Annotated in this window: 25 protein-coding genes; 15 read left to right on the forward strand and 10 right to left on the reverse strand. The window is 65.0% G+C overall.

Annotated elements, in window-relative coordinates; genetic code table 11:
- Positions 1-541: 541 nt before the first annotated feature.
- Positions 542-1,024 (reverse strand): hypothetical protein, encoded by a 483-nt coding sequence (locus tag ACQUQO_RS07850; RefSeq protein ID WP_435077424.1) that lies wholly within the window; start codon positions 1,022-1,024, stop codon positions 542-544.
- 63 nt (positions 1,025-1,087) lie between these two features.
- Entirely contained in the window at positions 1,088-1,984 is an 897-nt protein-coding gene (locus ACQUQO_RS07855; protein WP_435077425.1) for a ribonucleotide-diphosphate reductase subunit beta, read from the reverse strand.
- Positions 1,985-2,116: 132 nt separating this feature from the next.
- Between ACQUQO_RS07855 and gatD the strand changes: the two genes are divergently transcribed.
- Complete coding sequence (gene gatD, locus ACQUQO_RS07860; protein WP_435077426.1) at positions 2,117-3,382, forward strand: Glu-tRNA(Gln) amidotransferase subunit GatD; 1,266 nt, start codon at positions 2,117-2,119, stop codon at positions 3,380-3,382.
- Positions 3,379-4,293: a GNAT family N-acetyltransferase gene (locus tag ACQUQO_RS07865; protein ID WP_435077427.1), complete on the forward strand. Its 915-nt coding sequence runs from the start codon at positions 3,379-3,381 to the stop codon at positions 4,291-4,293. The genes gatD and ACQUQO_RS07865 overlap by 4 nt, the downstream gene beginning before the upstream one ends.
- A gap of 402 nt (positions 4,294-4,695) precedes the next feature.
- Here the strand turns inward: ACQUQO_RS07865 and ACQUQO_RS07870 are convergent, their stop codons facing one another.
- Positions 4,696-5,589 (reverse strand): 1,4-dihydroxy-2-naphthoyl-CoA synthase, encoded by an 894-nt coding sequence (locus ACQUQO_RS07870; RefSeq protein WP_435077428.1) that lies wholly within the window; start codon positions 5,587-5,589, stop codon positions 4,696-4,698.
- 285 nt (positions 5,590-5,874) lie between these two features.
- Between ACQUQO_RS07870 and ACQUQO_RS07875 the strand changes: the two genes are divergently transcribed.
- The 4 genes from ACQUQO_RS07875 to ACQUQO_RS07890 are packed head-to-tail and all read left to right on the forward strand — an operon-like array spanning position 5,875 to position 9,204.
- Entirely contained in the window at positions 5,875-6,813 is a 939-nt protein-coding gene (locus ACQUQO_RS07875; RefSeq protein WP_435077429.1) for a glycine betaine ABC transporter substrate-binding protein, read from the forward strand.
- Positions 6,810-7,523 (forward strand): ABC transporter permease, encoded by a 714-nt coding sequence (locus ACQUQO_RS07880; protein ID WP_435077430.1) that lies wholly within the window; start codon positions 6,810-6,812, stop codon positions 7,521-7,523. Before ACQUQO_RS07875 ends, ACQUQO_RS07880 begins: the two co-directional genes overlap by 4 nt.
- Complete coding sequence (locus tag ACQUQO_RS07885) at positions 7,520-8,533, forward strand: ABC transporter ATP-binding protein (RefSeq protein ID WP_435077431.1); 1,014 nt, start codon at positions 7,520-7,522, stop codon at positions 8,531-8,533. Before ACQUQO_RS07880 ends, ACQUQO_RS07885 begins: the two co-directional genes overlap by 4 nt.
- The gene (locus ACQUQO_RS07890) at positions 8,530-9,204 is read left to right on the forward strand and encodes an ABC transporter permease (protein ID WP_435077432.1); all 675 of its coding nucleotides are present in this window, start codon (positions 8,530-8,532) and stop codon (positions 9,202-9,204) included. Before ACQUQO_RS07885 ends, ACQUQO_RS07890 begins: the two co-directional genes overlap by 4 nt.
- On the opposite strand, the gene menD is transcribed toward ACQUQO_RS07890, so the two are convergent.
- A complete protein-coding gene (menD, locus tag ACQUQO_RS07895) occupies positions 9,201-10,970 on the reverse strand; it encodes a 2-succinyl-5-enolpyruvyl-6-hydroxy-3-cyclohexene-1-carboxylic-acid synthase (RefSeq protein ID WP_435077433.1) in 1,770 nt (589 codons plus the stop codon). The genes ACQUQO_RS07890 and menD overlap by 4 nt on opposite strands.
- The gene (locus ACQUQO_RS07900; protein WP_435077468.1) at positions 10,967-12,316 is read right to left on the reverse strand and encodes an isochorismate synthase; all 1,350 of its coding nucleotides are present in this window, start codon (positions 12,314-12,316) and stop codon (positions 10,967-10,969) included. Before ACQUQO_RS07900 ends, menD begins: the two co-directional genes overlap by 4 nt.
- A 252-nt stretch (positions 12,317-12,568) precedes the next feature.
- Between ACQUQO_RS07900 and ACQUQO_RS07905 the strand changes: the two genes are divergently transcribed.
- The 6 genes from ACQUQO_RS07905 to ACQUQO_RS07930 all read left to right on the forward strand — a co-directional run bounded on the left by ACQUQO_RS07905 (position 12,569) and on the right by ACQUQO_RS07930 (position 15,509).
- Positions 12,569-12,784, forward strand: a complete 216-nt coding sequence (locus ACQUQO_RS07905) for a DUF7120 family protein (RefSeq protein WP_435077434.1) — start codon at positions 12,569-12,571, stop codon at positions 12,782-12,784.
- A 52-nt stretch (positions 12,785-12,836) separates the two neighbouring features.
- Positions 12,837-13,115: a UPF0058 family protein gene (locus ACQUQO_RS07910; protein WP_435077435.1), complete on the forward strand. Its 279-nt coding sequence runs from the start codon at positions 12,837-12,839 to the stop codon at positions 13,113-13,115.
- A 65-nt stretch (positions 13,116-13,180) separates the two neighbouring features.
- Positions 13,181-13,576 (forward strand): cytidine deaminase, encoded by a 396-nt coding sequence (gene cdd / locus ACQUQO_RS07915; RefSeq protein WP_435077436.1) that lies wholly within the window; start codon positions 13,181-13,183, stop codon positions 13,574-13,576.
- The gene (locus ACQUQO_RS07920; protein WP_435077437.1) at positions 13,573-14,397 is read left to right on the forward strand and encodes a nucleoside phosphorylase; all 825 of its coding nucleotides are present in this window, start codon (positions 13,573-13,575) and stop codon (positions 14,395-14,397) included. Before cdd ends, ACQUQO_RS07920 begins: the two co-directional genes overlap by 4 nt.
- 87 nt (positions 14,398-14,484) lie before the next feature.
- Entirely contained in the window at positions 14,485-15,138 is a 654-nt protein-coding gene (gene fer / locus ACQUQO_RS07925; protein ID WP_435077438.1) for a ferredoxin Fer, read from the forward strand.
- 56 nt (positions 15,139-15,194) lie between these two features.
- On the forward strand, positions 15,195-15,509 hold the full coding sequence (locus ACQUQO_RS07930; RefSeq protein WP_435077439.1) for an EthD family reductase: 315 nt from the start codon (positions 15,195-15,197) through the stop codon (positions 15,507-15,509).
- 2 nt (positions 15,510-15,511) lie between these two features.
- Here ACQUQO_RS07930 and ACQUQO_RS07935 read toward each other — a convergent pair whose 3' ends face one another.
- On the reverse strand, positions 15,512-15,988 hold the full coding sequence (locus ACQUQO_RS07935) for a GNAT family N-acetyltransferase (RefSeq protein WP_435077440.1): 477 nt from the start codon (positions 15,986-15,988) through the stop codon (positions 15,512-15,514).
- A gap of 87 nt (positions 15,989-16,075) precedes the next feature.
- Here ACQUQO_RS07935 and ACQUQO_RS07940 point away from each other — a divergent pair, with 87 nt between their 5' ends.
- The 3 genes from ACQUQO_RS07940 to ACQUQO_RS07950 are packed head-to-tail and all read left to right on the forward strand — an operon-like array spanning position 16,076 to position 18,827.
- Positions 16,076-16,915: a DUF502 domain-containing protein gene (locus ACQUQO_RS07940; RefSeq protein WP_435077441.1), complete on the forward strand. Its 840-nt coding sequence runs from the start codon at positions 16,076-16,078 to the stop codon at positions 16,913-16,915.
- Entirely contained in the window at positions 16,912-17,322 is a 411-nt protein-coding gene (locus ACQUQO_RS07945) for an archease (protein ID WP_435077442.1), read from the forward strand. Before ACQUQO_RS07940 ends, ACQUQO_RS07945 begins: the two co-directional genes overlap by 4 nt.
- A gap of 47 nt (positions 17,323-17,369) precedes the next feature.
- Complete coding sequence (locus ACQUQO_RS07950; RefSeq protein WP_435077443.1) at positions 17,370-18,827, forward strand: RtcB family protein; 1,458 nt, start codon at positions 17,370-17,372, stop codon at positions 18,825-18,827.
- Here the strand turns inward: ACQUQO_RS07950 and ACQUQO_RS07955 are convergent.
- From ACQUQO_RS07955 to ACQUQO_RS07970, 4 genes are read right to left on the reverse strand one after another with little or no spacing between them, the layout of a single operon-like run.
- Entirely contained in the window at positions 18,824-19,117 is a 294-nt protein-coding gene (locus tag ACQUQO_RS07955; protein ID WP_435077444.1) for a hypothetical protein, read from the reverse strand. The genes ACQUQO_RS07950 and ACQUQO_RS07955 overlap by 4 nt on opposite strands.
- 57 nt (positions 19,118-19,174) lie before the next feature.
- On the reverse strand, positions 19,175-19,582 hold the full coding sequence (locus ACQUQO_RS07960) for a YlbF family regulator (RefSeq protein ID WP_435077445.1): 408 nt from the start codon (positions 19,580-19,582) through the stop codon (positions 19,175-19,177).
- 38 nt (positions 19,583-19,620) lie between these two features.
- Positions 19,621-20,280, reverse strand: a complete 660-nt coding sequence (locus ACQUQO_RS07965; protein ID WP_435077446.1) for an alpha/beta hydrolase — start codon at positions 20,278-20,280, stop codon at positions 19,621-19,623.
- A 54-nt stretch (positions 20,281-20,334) separates the two neighbouring features.
- The gene (locus ACQUQO_RS07970; RefSeq protein ID WP_435077447.1) at positions 20,335-21,984 is read right to left on the reverse strand and encodes an NADH-quinone oxidoreductase subunit D; all 1,650 of its coding nucleotides are present in this window, start codon (positions 21,982-21,984) and stop codon (positions 20,335-20,337) included.
- Positions 21,985-21,987: the final 3 nt, after the last annotated feature.

Consider the following 21,987-nt stretch of genomic DNA (forward strand, 5'->3'; position numbering starts at 1 on the left):
CTTGCAGGTCGTGGGCAACGTCACCGTTTCTATAAGTGAAAAGAACGTATCGATAGTGCCGGCGGGCACTGCTCTCCCGGTGACGACGGGAGATATTTCGGCTAGAAATAAGTAGGAGCACTACAAGCACCCTTACTAATGACGAGATGTAACCCAAAGGTAAATCTTCAAATTCTCGGTTATATTGGAGTCATCGGTGGCATGGGTGCGTGGGTGTTGTTCGTGGTTCCGTCCGACCTCGGTGCTACTATCTTTTCAGGCCCTCTCGGATTGGCCATCATCGGATACAGTATACTGCTTCTACAGAAGACCGTGATAAAAATCGATCAGGCTGCTCATTTCATACGGCTGCATCACGATTCATCAATATTCGAATATTTTTTGGAGAAGATCACACGGTGATTTGATATCAAGCATTGTTGTACCTGTGGGAAGATGTCTGCTGTGAGTAACAAGATAAGCCGTGTCGTGAGTGTCTGCTCAACGACAGGACTGCCCCGGAGGGCTGGCAGAGTACGAATGACCCGACGACGCGTGTCCGCTACAGTTCGCGCGTCAGCCCGTCACGCAGGTCGCGCCCGAAGTAGTGGCCCGCGAGTCCAGCCAGCAGACCAATCCCGGCGGCGATGGCGATAACTGGCAGACCCACCCCGGCAATCGTCAGCGCGAAGTACTCCAGCAGCGTTCCAATGGTCGGCACGAGCGCACCCGCCAGCCCGGCTTCGAGGTAGTGGCGGCGCTCGCTGGCCGCGCCGAGCGCGAACGTTGCAGCGAACACGCCGACGTATCTGAGTACCGCGCCGAGAACCGGCACGAAGCCACCGAGAACGACGCCGACGGCCACGAGTGCGAGCGCGACGAAGAAGGCTCGCACCGAGAAGAATCTCCCCACGCGCTCGCGTAGCGTCGGACCGTCGCTCGCCTGCGCCGGTTCGCCATCCGCTTCGTCGGCCGTGGTCTCGACCTCCGCGAGCAGCTCGTCGGTGTCGCGGGTCGTCGTGCGTTCGCCGGCGCGGTCGGCCATAGTGAGGGGAGTATCCCGAACGGCATGGACCTTTCCCCGCGAGCGGGGTCGATGGACGAGCCCTCAGTCGCCGAGCGCGGTCAGTTCGTCGACATCGGGGATGGATTCGCTCGCAACGGTGATCTGCTGCATGCGCTGGCCGTGCTTGCTCGTGGCGTACTCGACGAGTTCGTTCGATTCGATGCTCGGTTGGTCGGTCTCGGCATCGGTATCGGGAATCGATGCCTGCACCAACGGGAGCAGTTCGCCGACGGTCTCCTCGATGACCGCCGAATCCACCCGCTCGGTCTCGACGAGTTCCTTGAGCTTCGCCATGCCGAAACCCACGTGACGACCCTCGTCGCTGCGGATTTGAGTGAGTCCGTCCACGAGTCCGGGCAGATGCGGGGCGTCGGGATACGTGTCTTCGTCGAACTGGCGCGTGAGTCCGTAGTACCCGGTCTGGGCGAGGATTCCCTCGACGGTCATGTGGTAGTGCGAGTACGCCTTCGCGCGGTTTTCCGGCGTATCCGCCTCAAGGAGCCGCGCCATCGCGCGCTCGTTGCGCTCGAACAGTTCGTCGTATTCCTCGGAGAACCACTGCTCGTCGGCCGGCGAGGTGCGCTCCGCCCCACGATTGTCCTCGGCCGGCCGGATGACTTCCCGCCAGTAGCGGTCGAAGAAATCGGCGTGTTTGGCCTCCTCGTAGAGCTGGGTCGTGATGAACAGTTGGTCCTCGAAATCGTCGAGGACGACCGCGAGCGGTGCGAGGTCCTCGGCGACGGCGTCCTCGCCCGCACCGAACAGCGCGAGCGCGCGTCTGATTCCCTCGAAACCCACGTCGTCGAGGTCGGCCATCGCGGCGCGGTCGGCGGCGAGGTCGATGTCGTGGGGGTCCCAGTGTTTCTCGACGGCGTGGCGGTAGTAGCGGAACGTTCGTGCGTCGGTGTCGATATGCATCGGCGGTTCGGTCTTCGACATCTCGCATAATTACGGACCGGGAAGCCATGAACCTCCTGCCATCTCGACGGCGCTATTTATATATCGGCATGGGATTCAGCGACCGGACCGACGGAAGGACGAATTGAAGTCCGCGAGGGAGGTAGTGGAGGTATGAATCCGGGCGACCGCGTCCGTCTCACGCGCGAGGGACGGACCCACGAGGGTGTGCTCATGCCCGCCACGACCGCCGAGCGGGCCGTGCTCAAACTCGACGGGGGCTACAACGTCGGCATCGACCGCGAGGGAGCCGAACTAGAGGTCATCGAGGCTGGCGTCCACGACGTCGGCGGCGCGGCCGCGAGCGAGTCGTCGAGCGTCGCGTTCGACGAGGACCTGCCGACCGTTGCACTCGTCTCCACGGGGGGCACTATCGCCTCGACGGTCGATTATCGAACGGGCGCGGTCACGGCTCGCTTCGACGCCGAGGACGTGTTGCAGGCGGTGCCCGACCTTGCGGGCCGGGCGAACTATCGAGGGCGGGTCGTGGCGAACATCCTGAGCGAGAACATGACGCCCGACGTCTGGCAGGAACTGGCCGAAGCTGTCCACGAGGAAATCGAGGCGGGTGCCGACGGTGTGGTCGTGATGCACGGCACGGACACGATGCAGTTCTCGGCGAGCGCGCTCGCCGTTATGCTCGATACGCCGGTCCCGGTGGTGTTCACGGGAAGTCAGCGCTCGGCCGACCGCCCCTCCTCGGACAACGTGATGAACGCCGTCTGTGCGGTCGAAGCGGCCAAAAGCGACTGCGCCGAGGTCATGGTCTGCATGCACGCGAGCGACTCCGACGACCGGTGTGCGCTCCACCGCGGGACCCGCGTGCGGAAGAATCACACCTCGCGCCGCGACGCCTTCGAGACCGTCGGCGGAATGCCGCTCGGCCACATGGCCTACGACACTGGGGAGGTGGTCTTCCACGAGGAACACCGCGAGCGCGGCGCGGCGGACCTCGCCATCGCGTCGGCGCTCGAAACCGACGTCGAGCTCCTGAAATTCACGCCCGGGACGAGCGAGCGGTTCCTCGACGTCGCCGAGGGGAGTGCTGGACTCGTCCTCGAAGGCACGGGATTGGGTCACGTCCACACCGACTGGATTCCCCGTATCGAGGAGTTGGTCGACGGGGGGACGACGGTCGTGATGACCAGCCAATGCCTGTCGGGACGGGTCTGTGACCGTGTGTACGACACCGGTCGCGACCTGCTCGATGCGGGCGTCGTCGAGGCCGAGGACACCCTGCCGGGCACCGCGAAGGTGAAACTGATGTGGGCGCTGGCGAACGAGGACGATGTCGCCGAGACGATGGGCGAGTCGCTGACCGGCGAGTGTACCAAGCGGTCGGTGCCCGTCGAGAACCGTCCCACAGGGCGAGTGCAGTGAGCACGGGCATCCACATCCGGCAGGCCCGTCAGGAGGACTACGAGGCGGTCGCGGGGTTCACCCGCGGGACGTGGGCCGACCGCGAGGCGAGCGACTACATTCCCGAGATTTATCACGAGTGGATCGCGAGCGACGGCGAGCGCCAGCGCACGTTCGTCGCCGACGCTGGCGACGACATCGCGGGCATCTGTCAGGGCGTGCTGCTCTCCGACCACGAGGCGTGGGCACAGGGAATGCGCGTCAATCCCGACTATCGGGGAACGGGTCTCAGCACGAAACTGAACGATGCGCTGTTCGCGTGGGCGCGCGAGCGCGGCGCGACCTGCTGTCGAAATATGGTTTTCTCGTGGAATACTGCTGGTTTGGGCGGGTCGCGCGCCGCCGGGTTCGACCCCCGAATGGAGTTCCGCTGGGCGCATCCCAATCCCGACCCCGGCCGGGGCAGTGCGGGGACGGGCTACGAGGTCGTCAATGCTCCCGATGACGCATGGGGATTCTGGCAGCGCTCGGAAGCGCGGAACGCCCTCGGAGGCCTCGCTCTCGACAGGAACGAATCGTGGGCGGTCTCGGAACTCACCCGCGAGCGCCTGCGCCGGGCGGCCGACGAAACGCGGGTGTTCGCCGTGCAGGGCGCGGACGGCACCCGCGGGATGGCCCATCGGGTGCGCGATTACGAGCGTGAGCAGGATGGCAAAAGCGAGCGCTGGGCGGAGTACGGCGTCGGCGCGTGGGCGGACCTCGATGCCGCGCGGGCGCTGTTCGATGCCATCAGCGCGGATGCCGCCAAACTGGATGCCGACCGCACGCGCGTGTTGATTCCAGAGACGCCGCGGCACGTCTCGGACGCCGCGGCCGCCCGCATCGCGGTGAGCGGCGAGCCGGATTTCGTGCTCGAAGCCCCACTTTTTTAGACGGGGGAATCGCTCGCGCTTCGCGCTCGCTCAACCCCCGACCAAAACCTGGACTAAAAAGAGCCGCTCACTCGCCTGCGGCCCGCTCGCGGTACAGCTGCTGGCGCTTTCCGCAACCGTCACCGCGACTGTTCCGCATTACTGCCCCTCAATACGCGACCACAGGGAACAAGCGGCCTTCGCGGTGCGGCCCTTGGCGGATGAAGGGCGAGGGCGCGAGTGAAACGAGCGCCCGAGGGCTTCGGCGGTGCTGTACGGTTGCGGAGAGGGTCGGCATCCGCGCGAGTGTAACGAGCGTGGTTCACCGCGAGCGAACGGAGTGAACAAGCGGAAGTTTTTGGTCCAGATTTTTGCGAGGGGTTGAGCGAGCGTAGCGAGCGATTCCCCGAAGTAAAAAGGTGGCTAGTAATACCAGGGAACGTCCTCGAACTCGGGGTCGCGGCCCTCCATGAACGCCTCGCGGCCCTCACGGGCCTCGTCGGTCATGTAGGCCAGCCGAGTGGCTTCGCCGGCGAAGACCTGCTGGCCGACCATGCCGTCGTCGGTCGCGTTGAAGCCGTATTTGAGCATCCGAATGGCTGTCGGCGATTTGCCGTTGATCCGGTCGGCCCACTCCAGAGCCGTGGATTCGAGGTCGTCGTGGGGAACGGCCTCGTTGACCATTCCCATTGCGGCGGCTTCGTCGGCGTCGTAGGTCTTCCCGAGGAAGAACACCTCGCGGGCCTTCTTCTGACCGATCTGTTTGGCGAGATAGGCAGAGCCAAAGCCGCCGTCGAAGCTCGCGACGTCGGGGTCCGTTTGGAGGAACTTTCCGTGTTCGGCGCTGGCGATGGTGAGGTCACAGACGACGTGGAGGGAGTGGCCGCCGCCGACCGCCCAGCCGGGGACGACCGCGACGACGGGTTTCGGGAGGTGGCGGATCGCGCGCTGGACTTCGAGGATGTGGAGTCGGCCGGTGTTCTCGCTGTCGCCCTCGTCTTCGTCGCCGTCGTACTCGTAGCCCGAGCCACCACGGACGGACTGGTCGCCACCCGAGCAGAAGGCCCAGCCGTCGTCCTTCGGCGAGGGACCGTTTCCCGTCAGCAGCACGCAGCCGACGTCGGTCTGGCGCTTTGCGTGGTCGAGCGCCGTGTGGAGTTCGTCGACCGTTTTGGGACGGAAGGCGTTGCGCACGGCTGGTCGGTCGAAGGCGATGCGCACGGTACCGGAGTCGACCGCTCGATGGTAGGTGACGTCCGCGAAGTCGAATCGGTCGACCGACCGCCAGCGCCCGGGGTCGAACAGTTCCGAAACCATATCGAGGTTCCAGCCGCACGGCCGAAAAACCTTGGTAGTCCGACGCGCGCCGGGTAACGTTACGTGAACTCCACCGCCGATTCGCCGACGCTTGCGAACGCCAGCGTTGTTCGACAATTCCCGTTTGTATAGTCGATACGCGCGTCGGCAAGCCAAGATGTTAAGTGTTCGACTCCGTGTTATCCCAGCGCTACAGCGATGCAACCCCACAGCGAACTCACGCGAACGAGAGTATCGTCCATCCAGCGTTCGGGCGCTGTCGAGACCGATACAGGGAGTTAATACGTGACCACACGACGCGAATTCCTCAAATACGGCAGCGGGGTGGCCGCGACAGCCGGCATGGGCGCGACCGCGGGCTGTACGACCGTCCTCGGGGCCGACACCAACGCGGTGAAGGTGAGTTCCCAGCGCTTCCCGGAGGCCATCCTGCTCAGCTACATGGCCATCGTCGCGCTCCGGGAGAACACCGACCTCACCGTCATCGACGAGACCTCCCTCGGCGGCGACCCGATGAACTTCCGGGCGGTCAAAAGCGACGAGACCGACATCTGTTGGATGTACACCGGCACCGCGTGGGCGCTCATCCCGCCGAAGCGGGACAAGATCATCGCCGACCCACAGAAGCTCTACAGAAAGGTCAAGCGGTCGATGAGGCGTCACCACGGACTGACGATGCTCCAGCCGGCCCCGTTCAACAATACCTACGCCATCATCGCCGAACCGGAGTGGGTGGAGAAAACGGGCGTGAAGTCCGTCAGCGAGTTCGCAAACTACGTCCAGAACAACCGGATGAACTCCCCGGTCGTGCTCGGGATATCGTTCTCCCAGCGCGACGATGGCTGGCCGGGGCTGATCAACCACTACGGCTTCGAGCAGGCCGCCTCGAAGCTGAGCATCCGCACCGTCAGCTCGTCGCTGACCTACCAGATAATCAACGATACGCGGGCCAAGGTCGGGATGGGATTCACCACCAACCCGCAGATACGGCAGTACAATCTCACGGTTCTCAAAGACGACAAGAACTTCTTCCCGATATACAACCCAGCACCGCTGGCCAACGATGTCGTCGAGAAACATCCCGTCATCCGCGAGGTCCTGAACAAGATCGGGCCGACACTCACCTACGACAAGATCGTCCGGCTCAATAAGAAGGTCCAGATTCAAAAGCAAGACCCCCAGAAGGTCGCCCGGCAGTATCTCCGCTCGGAGGGGCTGATATGAGCGGCGTCGTGGCGTTCCTCCGGAGTCTCGTTCAGTTCACACTCGACAACAGCGACCGTCTGTTGCGGCTGTTCGTCGAGCACATCGTCCTCGTCGTCCAGACGCTCGTCATTGCGCTGCCGATTGCCATCGGTCTCGGCATCGCCATCAGCTACAACGAGCGGGCGGCGACGGTCGTCCTCTGGGCCGCGAGCGTGCTGCTCACGCTGCCGGCCATCGCCTTCTTCGGCGTTCTCGTGCCCGTGCTGGGTATCGGGACGCCGCCGGTCGTCGCCGCCTTGGTGGCGTACTCACAGCTACCAATCATCCGGAACACCTACCTCGGCATCACCCAGACCGACCCCGCCGCCATCGAGGCCGGCACAGGACTAGGAATGACGCGCCTCGAACGCCTTCGACGTGTGCGCCTGCCCGTGGCCTTACCGGTGGTGATGGCCGGCATCAGAAACGCCGTCGTCCTGCTGGTGGGGCTTGCGACCATCGGCGCGTTCATCGGCGGTCCGGGTCTCGGTTTCTACATCTTCTACGGCATCAATCAGGGCAACACCGCGATGATCGTCGTCGCCACGGTGGCGGTCTCGGTGCTCGCGCTCGCCTTCGACTATCTGTTCGCCATGACCGAACACGGTCTCCGCCTCCGCAACGGCGAGGACCTCGAACCGATGTACACGACACGACTGTTCGACTCGATTCGTACCCAGTTCCAATGATTCAGTTCGACAACGTTCACAAACAGTATAGCGACGGCACGCAAGCGGTCGACGGTCTCAGCTTCGAGGTCGAGGAGGGGACGACCACGGTCCTCGTGGGTCCCTCCGGCTGCGGGAAGACGACGACGATGCAGCTGGTCAACCGCCTCGAAGAACCCACCGAGGGAACGATCTATTACGACGGGACCGACGTCCAAGACCTGCCGGCGACCGAGCTGCGCCGCCAGATCGGCTACGTCATCCAGGACATCGGGCTGTTCGACCACATGACCATCGCCGAAAACGTCGCCACGGTCCCCGAACTCAAGGGCTGGGACGACGACCGCACCGACGAGCGGGTGGACGAACTGCTCGACCTGATGGGCCTCCCGCCGGAAGAGTATCGGGACAGCTATCCGGGCGAGCTCTCTGGCGGCCAACAGCAACGCGTCGGCGTCGCCCGCGCGCTCGCGGCCGGTCCCGACGTGATGTTGATGGACGAACCCTTCGGCGCGCTCGACCCCATCACCCGCGAGAACCTCCAGGACGAGTTCCTCGACATCCAGGAGGAGATCGAGACCACCATCATCTTCGTCACCCACGACATCAACGAAGCGTTGAAGATGGGCGACAAGATAGCCATGATGAACGAGGGTAAACTCGTCCAGTACGACACGCCGACCGCGCTGCTCGAAGCGCCGGCAACGAAGTTCGTCGAGGACTTCATCGGCCCGGACCGCACGCTGAAACAGCTGCGCGTGCTCCAGGTCGGCGAGGTCATGCGGACGGAGATACCCGACGAGCACAGGGATGTCGTCGAGGCGTTCGACCCCGCCGACACCGTGATGGCCGACGGCGGTGAACTCATCCCGGTCACGCCATCCGACAGCGCACAGGTCGCGCTCTCGCGGTGCATCCAGGCCGGCGTGGGCGCACTGCCGGTCGTCGAGAACGCCGACGTCATCGGCGTCGTGACCGAGGACGACATCAGGGGCTATCACGCCGAGGAGATGATCGAGGAGAGCGCATGAGCCTCATCAGCCTGCTCGCGGAGACGTGGGCGTACCTGCTGGCGAACTCGGATCGGTTCTTCGAACTGCTGCGCGAACACCTCACGCTCGTGTTCGTCTCGGAGGCGCTCGCCATCGCCGTCGCCGTCCCGTTGGGAATCGCCGCGACGCGCAACGAACGGGTGAACACGGTCGTCTCGGGACTCGGCAACGTCGCCCAGACGGTGCCGACGCTCGCGGTCATCGCGCTCGCCTTCCCGCTGCTCGGGCTGGGCTTTCTGCCCTCGGTCGTCGGCCTGTTCGCCTACTCGCTGCTGCCGATCCTCACGAACACCATCGCGGGTATCAACAACGTCAGCGACAGCACCGTCGACGCCGCCCGCGGGATGGGCATGACCGACTGGGAAATCCTCCGAAAGGTCCGCCTGCCGCTCGCCATGCCAGTGATCTTCGCCGGCATCCGCACGAGTACTGTTCTCAACGTCGGGTCGGCCTATCTCGCCTTCTTCATCGGCGGCGGCGGGCTGGGCGTCTGGGTCATCGGCGGCATCAAACTGTTCAGCACCACCCAGCTGCTCGCCGGCGCGATTCCGGGCGCACTGTTGGCCATCACGCTCGACGGGCTGCTCGGGCTGGCCCAGCGGCGACTCGGCACCGAGACGGCGAGCGACCGGACCGCGGCAGCAGCCTAATCGCCGTCGAGCGCGTCGAGAACGCGCTCGTGTACCGCTTCTCGAAATCGATGGCTCGCCGCCGAATCGAACGAAGCTTCGATGACCTGCGTACCGTCGCTGTCGAGTGAAGCCCGGTAGGCCTCCCGAAACGCCGCGCGGCCATCAGGGCGGACGAACTCGAAGCCGTAGAGTTCCCCTGTCGGCGCAAAGTCGAGTCCATGCGGGGTTTCGAACTGCTCGAACACCGATTCGAAGTCGGCGATAGGCAACATCCGGAAGATGCCGCCGCCGTCGTTGTTAACGAGGACGATGGTCGCATCGACGTCGCAGCGCGAGAGCGCGAGCAGGCCGTTCATGTCGTGGTAGTAGGCGAGGTCGCCCAGCACGAGCACGAGCGGGTCGTCGGTCGCGCTTCCGGCACCCAATCCCGATGAGATGACGCCGTCGATGCCGCTCGCGCCGCGATTGCCGAGCACTGTGAGGGTATCATCACGTGGCCCGCCGAAGCGGTCGGCATCCCGCACAGTCATGGAATTCGAGACGAACACCGTCGCCGGGTCGGAGGCGTCGGCGAAAACGTCACTCATCACTGTGCCCTCGAAGAACTGCTCGTCGTGGGCGTCCGCAACGAGTTCCCAGTAGCGCCGTTCGGCCGCCGCGAAGCGCTCGCGCCATCCGTCGCTCGTGGGCCCCTCGACGCGCTCGGCGAGGTCGTACGCGAGGCGGTTCGGGTCGGCGACGAGCAGATCGCTCGCCGCGAACGTCGCCTCGCGCCACCCACCGGCAGGGTCGACGACGAACTGGTGCGTGCCCGACTCGCGGGCAGCGTCCCGGAGGTATCCCCTGAGCACCTTCGAGGTCGGCGATGCGCCCACTCGGAAGACGACGTCGGGAGCGGGCCATCCGTCGATATCGAGATAGGAGTCGTAGCCGCCGCAAACGAGGGCGTCGGCGCGATGCGAGCCGAAGCGTAATCCCGACAGCGGGTCCGCGAGTACCGGAAAGCCGGTGCTATCGGCGAGCGCGGCGATTGCGCCGGCGTCGAGGTCCGTGCTCGGCCCGGCGACGACGAGTCCGCGCTCGACCGCGAGCGCCGCACGCACCCGCTCGGTGGTGGCATCGTCGAGCGCGGGACGACCCTGTGCGGTGTGGACGAACGGCCCGTCGCGGCCGCTGGCGGCGAGTGGCTCCGTCTCGGTGAAGTCGTCGGGAACGTCGTCCGAGACGGGAACGGGTTCGAGCGGCTTGCGGAACGGGAAATTCAGGTGGACGGGTCCGGGCGGTGTGCCGGTGCTGGCGGCGAGTGCGCGGGCAGCCGTCACCCGCAGCGAGCGGAGTTTGCGGCCGTTCGCTTCCGGTTCGGGTAGCTCGTGATACCAGCGGACCGCCGAGCCGTACAGTTTCTGCTGGTCGATAGTTTGGTTCGCGCCGCTATCGCGCAGCGCGGGCGGGCGGTCGGCGGTCAGCACCAGCAGGGGAACACGGGCCTGATTCGCCTCGATGACGGCGGGATGGAAGTTCGCGGTCGCGGTGCCGGAGGTGGAGAGCAGAGGCGTGGGGTCGCCGGTGCGTTTGGCGCGCCCGAGGGCGAAAAACCCCATCGAGCGCTCGTCGAGATGTGAAAACACCTCGATGGCCGGGTGGTCGGCGAACGCTACCGTCAGCGGCGTCGAGCGGCTGCCCGGTGCGATACAGACCGCCGAAACGCCACCCGCTGCGAGTTCGTCGACGAACGCCGCCGCCCAGAGCGTGTTCCGGTTCGGCCAGCCCGATTCCCGCCTCATCCGTCGAGTTCGTCGAGTTCGTCGAGTATCGGTCGGAACTTCGGTGCGAGTTCGGCCCACTCCTCCTCGGGGTCGGAGTCGCCGACGATGCCGTTGCCGGCGTACAGCGTCGCGTCGCGCCCGCCGGCGACCGCCGAGCGAATCCCGACGACGAACTCGCCGTCGCCGGCGGCGTCGAACCATCCGATTGGAGCGGCGTACCAGCCCCGGTCGAACGGCTCCGTCTCGCGGATGACGGTTCGGGCGCGCTCGGGCGGGAGACCGCCAACCGCCGGTGTCGGATGGAGCGCCTCGACCACGTCCAGAACGTGTGTCTCGTCGTCGAGCGTCGCGGAAATCGGCGTTCGGAGGTGTTGAATGGTGGACAGTCGCTTGATTTCTCGCTCGCCGACGCTCACGGTGCCGAAGGGTTCGAGGCGTTCGCGGATGGCGTCGGTGACGAGGGCCTGTTCGTGGCCCAGTTTTTCGCTTGCTTCGAGCGAGCGCGCGAGGGCGGCGTCTTCCTCGGGCGTGTCGCCGCGCTCGACCGACCCGGCGAGCGCCTCGGTGGCGACTCGCTCGCCGTCCATCCGGACGAGTCGCTCCGGCGGCGGGCCGAAAAACCCCCTCTCCTCGGTCGGCTGGACGAGAAAGCGATAGCAGTCGGGATAGGTCCGCCGGAGCCGTTCGAGCGTATCGGGAACGTCGATGGACGCATCGAGGCTCGCATCGAGCGCGGTGGCGAGGACGACCTTCCGGAGGTCGCCGTCCCGAATGGACGAGACGGCGCGCTCGACGCTCGTAATCCACTCTTCCTTCGTGGTCAGTCGGCGGGTCGCGGCGATACCCGGCCGCCGACCGCTCGGACGCATCATCGGCAGTTCATCGATGCGCTCGTGAACGGCGTCGAGACGGGCCGCGACCGATTCGGGAGTCGCGTCGGTTCCATAGGAAGCGACGCTGAGCCACGTGCGGTCGTCCGCACGCGTGAGTTGGACGCCGGGCAGGACGAACAGCGCCGCCGGGAACCCCTCCCACGGCGGGGCCGGCGCGTGGTCGGCCTCGAAGGCAAGCCCGCCGAGGACGCGCGGGCGAGTCGCGGGCGGGCCGTCCGCATCGACGTCGGCGAACAGTCTTCCGGTCTCCGTACGGAGCACGTCGAAACGGTCCGTGCCCTCGGCGCGGACGACGGCCGCCGCGCCGCCGCCGACGAGTTCGAGACCGTCGGGTGCCGCCCACGCGACCCGCGGAACCGGTTGGGTCGACAGAAACGAACGAAACGAGCAGTCATCGATCTCACGGGTTCGACTCACCAGCCGTCCGTCGCCGATGCCCGGCGGGCGCTCCTCGCGTCCTGCCTGTGCCATCACCCGACGTTGGGCCGGCAGGCTCTTGAGCGTGTCCTTCCGCTTTCGACCGCGCTCGCGCCACGATTCGACCGATGCGCTCGTCGAGTGTCCGCGGACCATTCACGCGGGTGGGCTGAGTCTTCGTCGAAAGGGAACACCGATTTCAATCCATTCAACTATTGTTCTCTGATAGAGATATATACTTCTCTAAGAGTGAAGGAATGTTCCCGCCAAAGTTAAATACCCCTCTACCGAAGCCCCGGTGTTCCGATGGCTAAAGTAGAGATCACGATCCCGGAGCAGCTCGAAATGCAGATCGCGCGCATGGTCGAGGAGGGGGAGTTCCTCAACCGGCAGGAGGCCGTCGAGGAGTTGCTTTCGACCGGGATGCGGGCGTATCAGACGAGCGGGCCGATGGACGACGAGGACGAACCGGGCCTCGAAGACGACGGGATGATGGGCCACGACGACGAGTACGTCTTCTGATCCGGCATGGGGGACAACTGTTAAACCGGACGCGCTCGTTTAGTCATCCAATATGCACAAAGAGGAACTCCTCGACCTCCACGAGGAGATGGTGACCATCACGGAGTTCGTCAACGACCGCGAGGACGTCGACCCGGAGCTGTTCGAGACCTACGAACAGCTCGACGTCACACCGGACGACGTCCACAAATCGAAAAACGAACACAAACACGCCGTCTTCATCCTCGGCAACGCCCTCGCCGAGGCGATGAGCGACGACGAGTTCTCGGATGCCGGCCGCATCGGCAAGCGCATGCGCGAACTCGCCAACGACGCCGAAGGCAAGCTCTGAGAGGAATTCGACACCGCGCCGCCGAGTCCCGGTGGGTATTTCACCCGCGAGGGCGACCCACAGGCATGGACGAGACGGAACTGCTCACAGCCGCGCGCGAGGCGACGGCGAACGCACACGTCCCCTACTCCGAGTATCGGGTCGGGGCGGCGCTCGAAACCGCCGATGGAACGGTGTTCAGAGGTTGCAACATCGAGAACGCGAACTACTCGAATAGCCTCCACGCCGAGGAGGTCGCCCTCGCCGAGGCGGTTAAAAATGGCCACCACGACTTCTCGCGTCTCGTGGTCGCCTCCTCCGAGCGCGACGGTGTCCTTCCCTGTGGCATGTGCCGCCAGAGCCTCTGGGAGTTCTGCGACGAGGACTTTCGCGTGCTCTGTGACGAGGGCGACTCGGTGAGTGAATACCGATTGGGGGACCTGCTGCCGGATGCGATTTCGGCCGAAACGTTGGGACGATGACCGACGATAGCGAGGACCCGAACGACGAGACCCAGTACCATCTCGCAGTGGGTTCCGACGACGTTGCCGACACCGTGTTGCTGCCGGGCGACCCCGAACGCATCGAGAAAATCACGAACCAGTGGGACGAGTCGGAACTCGTCGCCGAGCACCGCGAGTTCCGCACTGCCACGGGCGAGTACGACGGCGCACCGATAAGCACGACCTCGACGGGCATCGGCAGCCCCTCTGCGGCCATCGCGGTCGAGGAACTCGCGCGCGTCGGGTGCGAGACGTTCCTCCGGGTCGGCTCTTGTGGAGCCATCCAGCCCGAGATGGATATCGGCGACCTCGTCATCACCTCGGGGGCCGTCCGTCAGGAAGGGACCAGCGGCGAGTACGTCCGTGAAGACTTCCCGGCGAGTGCCGACGACCGCGTGGTGGCGGCGCTGGTCGCGGCCGCCGAACAGTTGGGTCACGACTACCACGTGGGCGTGACTGCGAGCACCGACAGTTTTTATGCTGGACAGGGCCGGCCGGGCTTCGAGGGCTTCGAGGCCGCCGGTAGCGAGGAACTGGTCGAGGAACTCAAGGGGGCAGGCGTGCTCAACTTCGAGATGGAGGCGAGCGCGATCCTCAGCCTCGCCACCCTCTACGGGCTGCGGGCCGGCGCGGTCTGTACGGTCTATGCCAACCGCACCACCGGCGAGTTCCGCACCGAAGGGGAGAACCGCGCGGCCGAGACGGCGAGCCTCGCGACGGCGCTGCTGGCCCGGATGGACGAACGGGCGCGCGAGGCCGGCGCGAAGCGGTGGTATCCCGGTCTCGGCATCGACGACTGACCGCACGGACGCTCGATACCACGGAGAACGCCCATAGCCGGGTTCCGTATCGGGAATCCTTTTCAGTCGGGATGTGGTATGTGCGATGTGGCGTCCCCGTTCGAGGTTTTGGAGGTCGACCCCGACGCGAGCGCAGCCGAACTCCGGCAAGCCTACCGCGAGCGCGTCATCGAGGCCCACCCAGACCACGGCGGGTCGGCCGCGGAGTTCCAGCGCGTCCGGGAGGCCTACGAGGCGGCCAAGGCCGGCCGCGAACTCGAAGCGCCGTCCGAACCTGAAGCGGTCGAAGACGAGAGCGAGCCCGAGGGCGGACCGGACGGCGCACACGTCGAATACCTGAACTACGCGGTGCTCGACGACCACGGCTGGAACGTCGGCGACAGCGACCTCTTCGGGAAGGCGGGCGATGCGGACCTCGACCCCGTGAATCACGGCAAGTTCGTCGTCGAGCCGGGCGAGTCGCTGCTCGAAGCCGCCGAAAATCGTGGCTTCGCGTGGCCCTATGCCTGCCGTGGCGGCGCGTGCGCGAATTGTGCGGTCGCGGTCGTCGAGGGCGAGTTGGAGATGCCCGCCGACACCATCCTCCCGCCGGAGATGAAGGCCCACGGGATTCGCCTCTCCTGCAACGGCGTTCCGGTCACCGACGAGATGAAGGTCATCTACAATATCAAACACCTTCCGGGTCTCGACGAGTTGCGACTTCCTCCCAGACCGTTCGAGCAGGCCCACGCCAGCGACTGAGATGGATGGCGGGAACGTGCTAAACAGTTAAGCCGGATGCGGACACAGACCAACACATGATTAAACTGGTCGTCGGGCTGGTCTGCAAGGACGGCATGAGCATCGAGGCGTTCGAAGCACACTGGCACGACGAACACGCCCCACGGGCGGGCGAGATTCCGAACCTCGAAAAGTACACCACTGCGGTCGCACTCGACCCCGACGAAAGCGCCTACGACGGCATCGCCGAACTCTACTTCGATAGTCCGGAAGACATCGAGACGGCCTTCGACTCGGAAGCCGGCCGATGGGCGCTTGCGGACCTCGAAAACTTCACCGAAACGGACGAAAACACGCAGATGGTGCTTGAGGAGACGGTACAGGTCGAGTAGGGTCAGCCCCGCAGAAACGACGAGATGCGGTCGGTGAGACCGCCGTCGCCGAGTTTGAGGTAGTAGGCCGCGCCGCCGTCCTCGTAGTAGTGGTCGATGTGCCGTTGGACCTCGAAGCCGATGTGTTCGTAGAAACCGACGGCGTCCTGATTGCTCGCGCGGGCGTGACAGCTCACGGAACTGTTCTCGTCGGCGACGGTGGCGATGAGGCGCTCGCCGAAGCCCTCGCCGCGGTGGGCCATATCGACGGCCAGAAAGAGCACGTAGCCGTCGCGGCGGACGGCGGCAAAGCCGATGAGGTCCTCCTCGCCGGCGAAGACGAGATGGACGGTCGCGCGGCGGTAGGCGTCGGCGAAGAAGCCGCGGCGCTGTTTGAGTACACCCTCCTCGCGGCGGATGCGCTCTTTCAGCTCCCACGCGGCGTCGAGGTGCTCGTCGCTGCCCGGCCCGACGACGCGATTCGTGATATCGATACTCACCACCGGCTGTAGCGCACAGGGAACTATAACTCCACCGCCCGCAGGGGAAGGCACAACGCTTTCGACGCGGCCACCGCTGACAGCGGTATGGCTTCGGCGTCGGGACCACGAGAGTCGTCGGGGGCGCTGTACCGGGTGCGCGAGTGGCTCGTCACGGGCGCGGCGCTCACGGTTCCGTTTCTCATCACCGTGATGGTGCTCGCGTTCGTGTTGAACTTCCTCAGCAACGTCCTCACGCCGGTCGTCGCCGCCGCGCGCGCGCTCGGATTCATCGGGCCGGTCGTCGGTCTCGCCCGCGCGGTCGGACTCGGCCCGGCGTTCGGCTCCGTGTTCATCGAATTCGGGGCCGTGTTCGCGCTCGTGGCCATCGTGCTCGTCGTCGGGTTCGTCGCCCACACGACCTCCTCCGACCGGAAGTTCGCCGAGTGGTTCCACACCGCGATGGAGGCGATTCCGGGCGTCGGCTCGGTGTACACCAGTTTCAGACGGATGAGCGACGTGCTGCTCGAAAGCGACACCAGCAGTTTTCAGGACGTGAAACTCATCGAATTCCCGAACGAGGGGACCTACTCCTTCGCGTTCGTGACCGCAAAACCGCCGGCGAGCATCGACGAGGCGGCGAGCCACGACGACCTCAGGACCTTGTTCATGCCGCTCGCGCCGAACCCTGTGATGGGCGGATTCCTCGTTCACGTCCCCGCAGCGCGCGTCTACGATGTCGATTTGACTGTTGAGCAGGCCGTCAGCGCAATCGTCACGAGCGGCGTCGCCATCGGCGATACGGAGGACACGACGAGCCTCTCGGCCGACGAACTGGCGGCGCTCGGGCAGTACGACGCCGAACGGACGACCGTCGAGGAGGGACTCGTCGGCGGGCCGACCAAACACACCGACGAAACCGACGGGACGGAACGGGGCGAGTCGTGAGCTTCGAACTCCGCGCACACACCGCCGACGTGGCCGTCGCCGCCACAGGAACGACCCTCGACGATACGTTCGGCGCGGTCGCCGACGGGCTGGCGGCGGCGATGTGCGAGGCGATTCCCGACGATGGCGAGCGCTTCGAGTTCGCGGTTCAGGCTGAAAACTGCGAGGCACTCCTCTATGAGTACCTCGCCGACTGCATCTACCAGCGCGACGTGCGCGGCGTGCTCCCCGTCGAGAACCGGGCGAGCGTCCGGCAGGACGGGGACGAATGGCATCTCGATGCGAGCGCACGCGGCGTTCCGTTCTCAGTGGTCGATGCACGGGAAGTGAAGGCCGTGACGTACTCCGAGATGCGCATCGAAGAGTGTGAGGGGGGCTGGCGGGCGTACGTCGTCTTCGACGTCTGACCCGCCGAGACGAAACCTATTCCGGCAATGCCGGAGTAGGGCGGGATATGGACACCTACGACGCCGACGGCATCACGCTCGAACGAGTGGACGAGTACGTCTGGGAGATTCCACAGGAAGGCAAGATGAACGCACCGGCGCGGGTGCTCGCCAGCGAGGCGCTGCTCGACGAGATTTCCGACGACAAGACCCTCCAGCAGTTGAAAAATTCGACACACCTTCCGGGAGTGGAGAAGTACGCCATCTGCATGCCCGACGGCCACCAAGGCTACGGCTTCCCGGTGGGCGGCGTCGCCGGCATCGACGCCGAGGACGGTTGCATCTCGCCCGGAGCCGTCGGCTTCGACATCAACTGTGGCGTGCGAATGATGACGACGAACCTCACCTACAAAAACGTTCAGGGCCACGAAGAGGCGCTGGTCGAGTCGCTCTTTGCCAACATTCCATCGGGTCTCGGCGGCGGTGGCGTGGTCGAGTCGGGCGTCGAAACCGTGGAGGAAATCCTCGAACGAGGCGTTGAGTGGGCGCTCGATGAGGGGCACGCCGTCGAGGACGACCTTGCCCACTGCGAGGACGAGGGCCGTCGGCCGGACGCAGACCCCGCTGTGGTCTCGCAGAAGGCCAAAGACAGGGGCAAAAACCAGATCGGCAGTTTGGGATCAGGCAATCACTTCCTCGAAGTCCAGCGCGTGACCGACGTCTTTCGTGAGGGCGTCGCCGATTCCTACGGACTCTCGGAGGACCAAATCGTGGTGCTCATCCACTGTGGCTCGCGCGGACTCGGCCATCAGGTCTGTACGGAGTACACCCGCGAGGTCGAACAGGCCCATTCGGGACTCCTCGACCGACTCCCCGACAAGGAACTCGCGGCCGCTCCGGCGGGGAGCCAGCTCGCCGACGAATACTACGCCGCGATGTGTGCGGCCATCAACTACGCATGGGTCAACCGCCAGCTCATCATGCACCGGACCAGAGAGGTGTTCGAGCGGGTGTTCGACCGCTCGTGGCAGGACATGGAGATGAACCTGCTCTACGACGTGGCCCACAACATCGCCAAGAAGGAGACCCACGAGGTCGATGACGACGACCGCGAACTCTACGTCCACCGCAAGGGCGCGACGCGGGCGTTTCCGGCAGGACGGCCGGAGGTCCCGAGCGCCTATCGGGACGTGGGCCAACCGGTCATCATCCCCGGAAGCATGGGCGCTGGCTCGTACGTCCTGCGTGGCGGCGAGGCCTCGATGGACACCACGTTCGGCTCGACGGCTCACGGCGCTGGCCGGACAATGAGCCGCACGCAGGCCAAAGACGAGTTCTGGGGCGAGGACGTCCAGGACGAGCTTCGTGGGCAGAAGGTGTATGTCAAAGCTCAGAGCGGCGCGACGGTCGCCGAGGAAGCCCCCGGCGTCTACAAGGACGTCGACGAGGTGGTGCGAGTTTCGGAGGAATTGGGCATCGGCGACACCGTCGCACGGACTTTCCCGGTCTGTAACATCAAGGGCTAACGAAGGAAATCGAACGAAACCTCGGCCGGCGTCGTGCGTGCCTCGACCGCACGACCCTGCTCGAATTTCACGAAGTTCAGACAAAACAGTTCACCGCAGCCCTCGCCGTCGGTTTCGGCCGCACCACAGACGATTTCGACCCCGTCTGCGCTCTCGAAGTCCTCGTGCGGGGCGGCGTACTCCCAGCCATCGAGGGCGAAGGACGTCACCGACTTGTCGGCGATTTCGACTGTGCGGTCGAGCGTGACGAGTGCATCGCAGCGCGGGCAGGTGTAGCGGACGGCGACCATACCGAAAGCAGACGCTGGACGGACATATACCGTCGGGAGAGTGCTTCCGTGAGAGACCTAGTCGTTGCAGCAGCTCCCGATGCGGTCGCCGAAGTCGATGGCGAGGTCGGCAGCGATCTCCTGATTCACTCGCTCGAGGCGTGCATCGAGTGCCTCCTGTGCTTCGAGGAACTCCGCCATCTCGGGCACGTTGTGGAGGTCCTGTTGGGCACTCTGGAGCGTTTCGAGGTCGTCCTGTGTGGCCTCGCCCGTCTGACGGGCTTGGACGAACTGGTCACGGAGGCGCTCGAACTCCTGCACTTTCCTCTGGGCTTCGGGACTCTGCTCGACTGTGGCTTTCGCCTCGACGAACCGTTCGTATTCGGGCGTGTCGGCGATGGCCGCGCCGAGGTCGCCCGCGATGGTTCCGGGTTCGTCCCGTGTCGTGGCTTCGACGCCGGCGTCGGCTTCCGATTCGGTGCTCATCATCAGGGGTTGGGTCGTGAACGTCTTCAACGTGGCGGTCAGGCCATTCGGGTTTCGACCCAGTTCACTACATCGGCGAGTTCGTCCGGGCCGATGCCGTGGGCGCTGTCGTACTGATGGGACTCGACCGCACAGCCCATCTCACGAAGGCGGTCGGCGGCCGCCTCGGCCCGTTCGGAAGGGATTATCCGGTCTGCTGTGCCCGAGCCGACGAACACCGGCGTGTCTTCGATATCCTCGGGCGTGCTGTCTTCGTGCGATTCGGCGAGATACCCATGTAGGCAGACGACCCACGCGAACCGCTCGGGTTGTTCACAAAGCAGCGAGAGGCTCGTGATGGCCCCCTGACTGAACCCAAGCAAGCCGATTTCGTCGGGTGCGAGGTCGTAGCGCTCGATGGCGGCGGCGATGCTCTCGCTCACGAGGTCGAGACTCCGGCGAAATTCCTCCATGTTGGGCTGGCTGCGATGGAGGTCGCCGTCGGGCATTTCGATCTCGTACCACGTGTACCCACCCATCAGTCGGTCGGGCGCGCGCAGGCTGATGACGTGGAGTTCGCCGGGGAGGCGCTGGGCAACCGGCAGCAAGTCTTCCTCATCCGCACCACGACCGTGGAGGACGAACACCGCGGGCGCTGGCCCGTCGGTCGGGGTATCCGGTTCCACATGAACGTGTTCGAGCGGGAGGTCGGCGGGCATGGAGGGGGTAGACGGGCGAGGGGTTTCAACCTCCCGAGTGTCGCCACCGACTCGTCAGCGGTCGACCTCACCGAGGACGATGTCGAGGCTCGCCAAGGAGGCGATGAGGTCCGGCACGTACTCGCCGACGGCCATCTCGCCCAGTGCGTGGAGGTTCGAAAAGCACGGGCTGCGAATCTTGAAGCGTGCCGGCTTGTCGGTGCCGTCGCTGCGGATGTAGATGCCGAGTTCGCCCTTCGCACCCTCGACCGCGCGGTAGATCTCGGCATCGTCCTCGGGTCTGAGGGTGCGGGGAACGTTCGATTGGATTTCGCGGTCGTCCTCGGGCCAGTCCTCCAAGAGGTCCACGCACTGCTCGATGATGCGTGCCGACTGCTCGACCTCCTGGAGCCGACAGAGCACGCGCGCGTAGTTGTCGCCCTCCTCGGCTGTCACGACATTCCAGTCAAGGTCTTCGTAGTAGCCGTATGGGTCGTCGCGCCGGAGGTCGTAATCGATTCCCGACGCGCGTGCGACGGGTCCCGTGCACCCGTACTGTTTCGCGGTGTCGGCATCCAGAACACCGGTATCGACACAGCGCATCTGAAATATCTCGTTCGAGGTGAGCAGGTCGTGGTACTCGTCGAGTTTGTGCGGTAGGTCGTCGAGAAACCGTCGAATCTTCTCGAAGAACTCCTCGCGCGGTTCGGGCAGGTCCCACGCCACGCCACCGAGGCGGAGGTAGTTGAACATCAGTCGTTGGCCGGTGAGGTCTTCGAGGATGTCCTGAACGATTTCGCGGTCGCGGATGGCGTACATGAAGACCACCGTGAACTCGCCGATGATGTCGAGGGCGAACGTGCCGACCGCGAGCATGTGGGCGAGAATCCGCGAGAGTTCGGCGCTCATCGTTCGGACGAGTCGAGCGTACTCCGGTACGTCGATACCGGCGAGGTCCTCGGCGGTCTGAGCGTAGGCCCACTCGTTCAGTATCTGCCCGCCGAGGTAGTCCCAGCGGTCGGGATAGGGCATTATCTCGTGGCGATATTTTCCCTGCTGGCATAGCTGTTCCTCGCAGCGATGGAGATAGCCGGGGTCCGGCTCGACATCGACGACCTGCTCGCCGTCGAGCACCGCCTCGATGTGGAGCACGCCGTGGGTCGCGGGGTGATGCGGCCCGATGTTCAGAAACATCGTATCGGAGCCAGCATGGTCGTCTTCGAGCGGGTTGGCATGGGATTCGAGCGTGACGATCTGGGGCTTCTCCTGATTGTAATTCAGCCCCATCGGATGGCCCTGCCACGTCTCGGGCAGGAGAATCCGCCGGAGGTCGGGATGGTCGTCGTACTCGATACCCACGAGGTCGTAGGCCTCGCGCTCGTGCCAGTCGGCGGTCCGATAGACCGGCTCGGCGCTCTCGCTTACTGGGTCGTCCCGTGAAGTGGGCACGATGACACTCACCTCGTCGGTCGGGTCGGCGTACTTCTTCAGATGATAGGTGCTCTCGAAGCGGTCCTCGTACTCCTCGGCAGTGACACACGAGCAGTAGTCGAAGCCCGCCTCGTCGCGCAGCGTGAACAGCACGTCCTGCACCTCGTCGGGCCGGATGACGAAGCCCGGCGCGTTGTAGTGGTCGTCACGGGCGACGGTGTGGGGTGCGAGCAGTTCCGCGAGCGGTTCGTCGGCATTCTGAACAAGTTCTTCGGCGGCTGGCTGCGAACTCATGAT

This window comes from Halococcus sp. AFM35 (genome assembly GCF_051195015.1).
In the GTDB taxonomy this organism is placed as follows: domain Archaea; phylum Halobacteriota; class Halobacteria; order Halobacteriales; family Halococcaceae; genus Halococcus.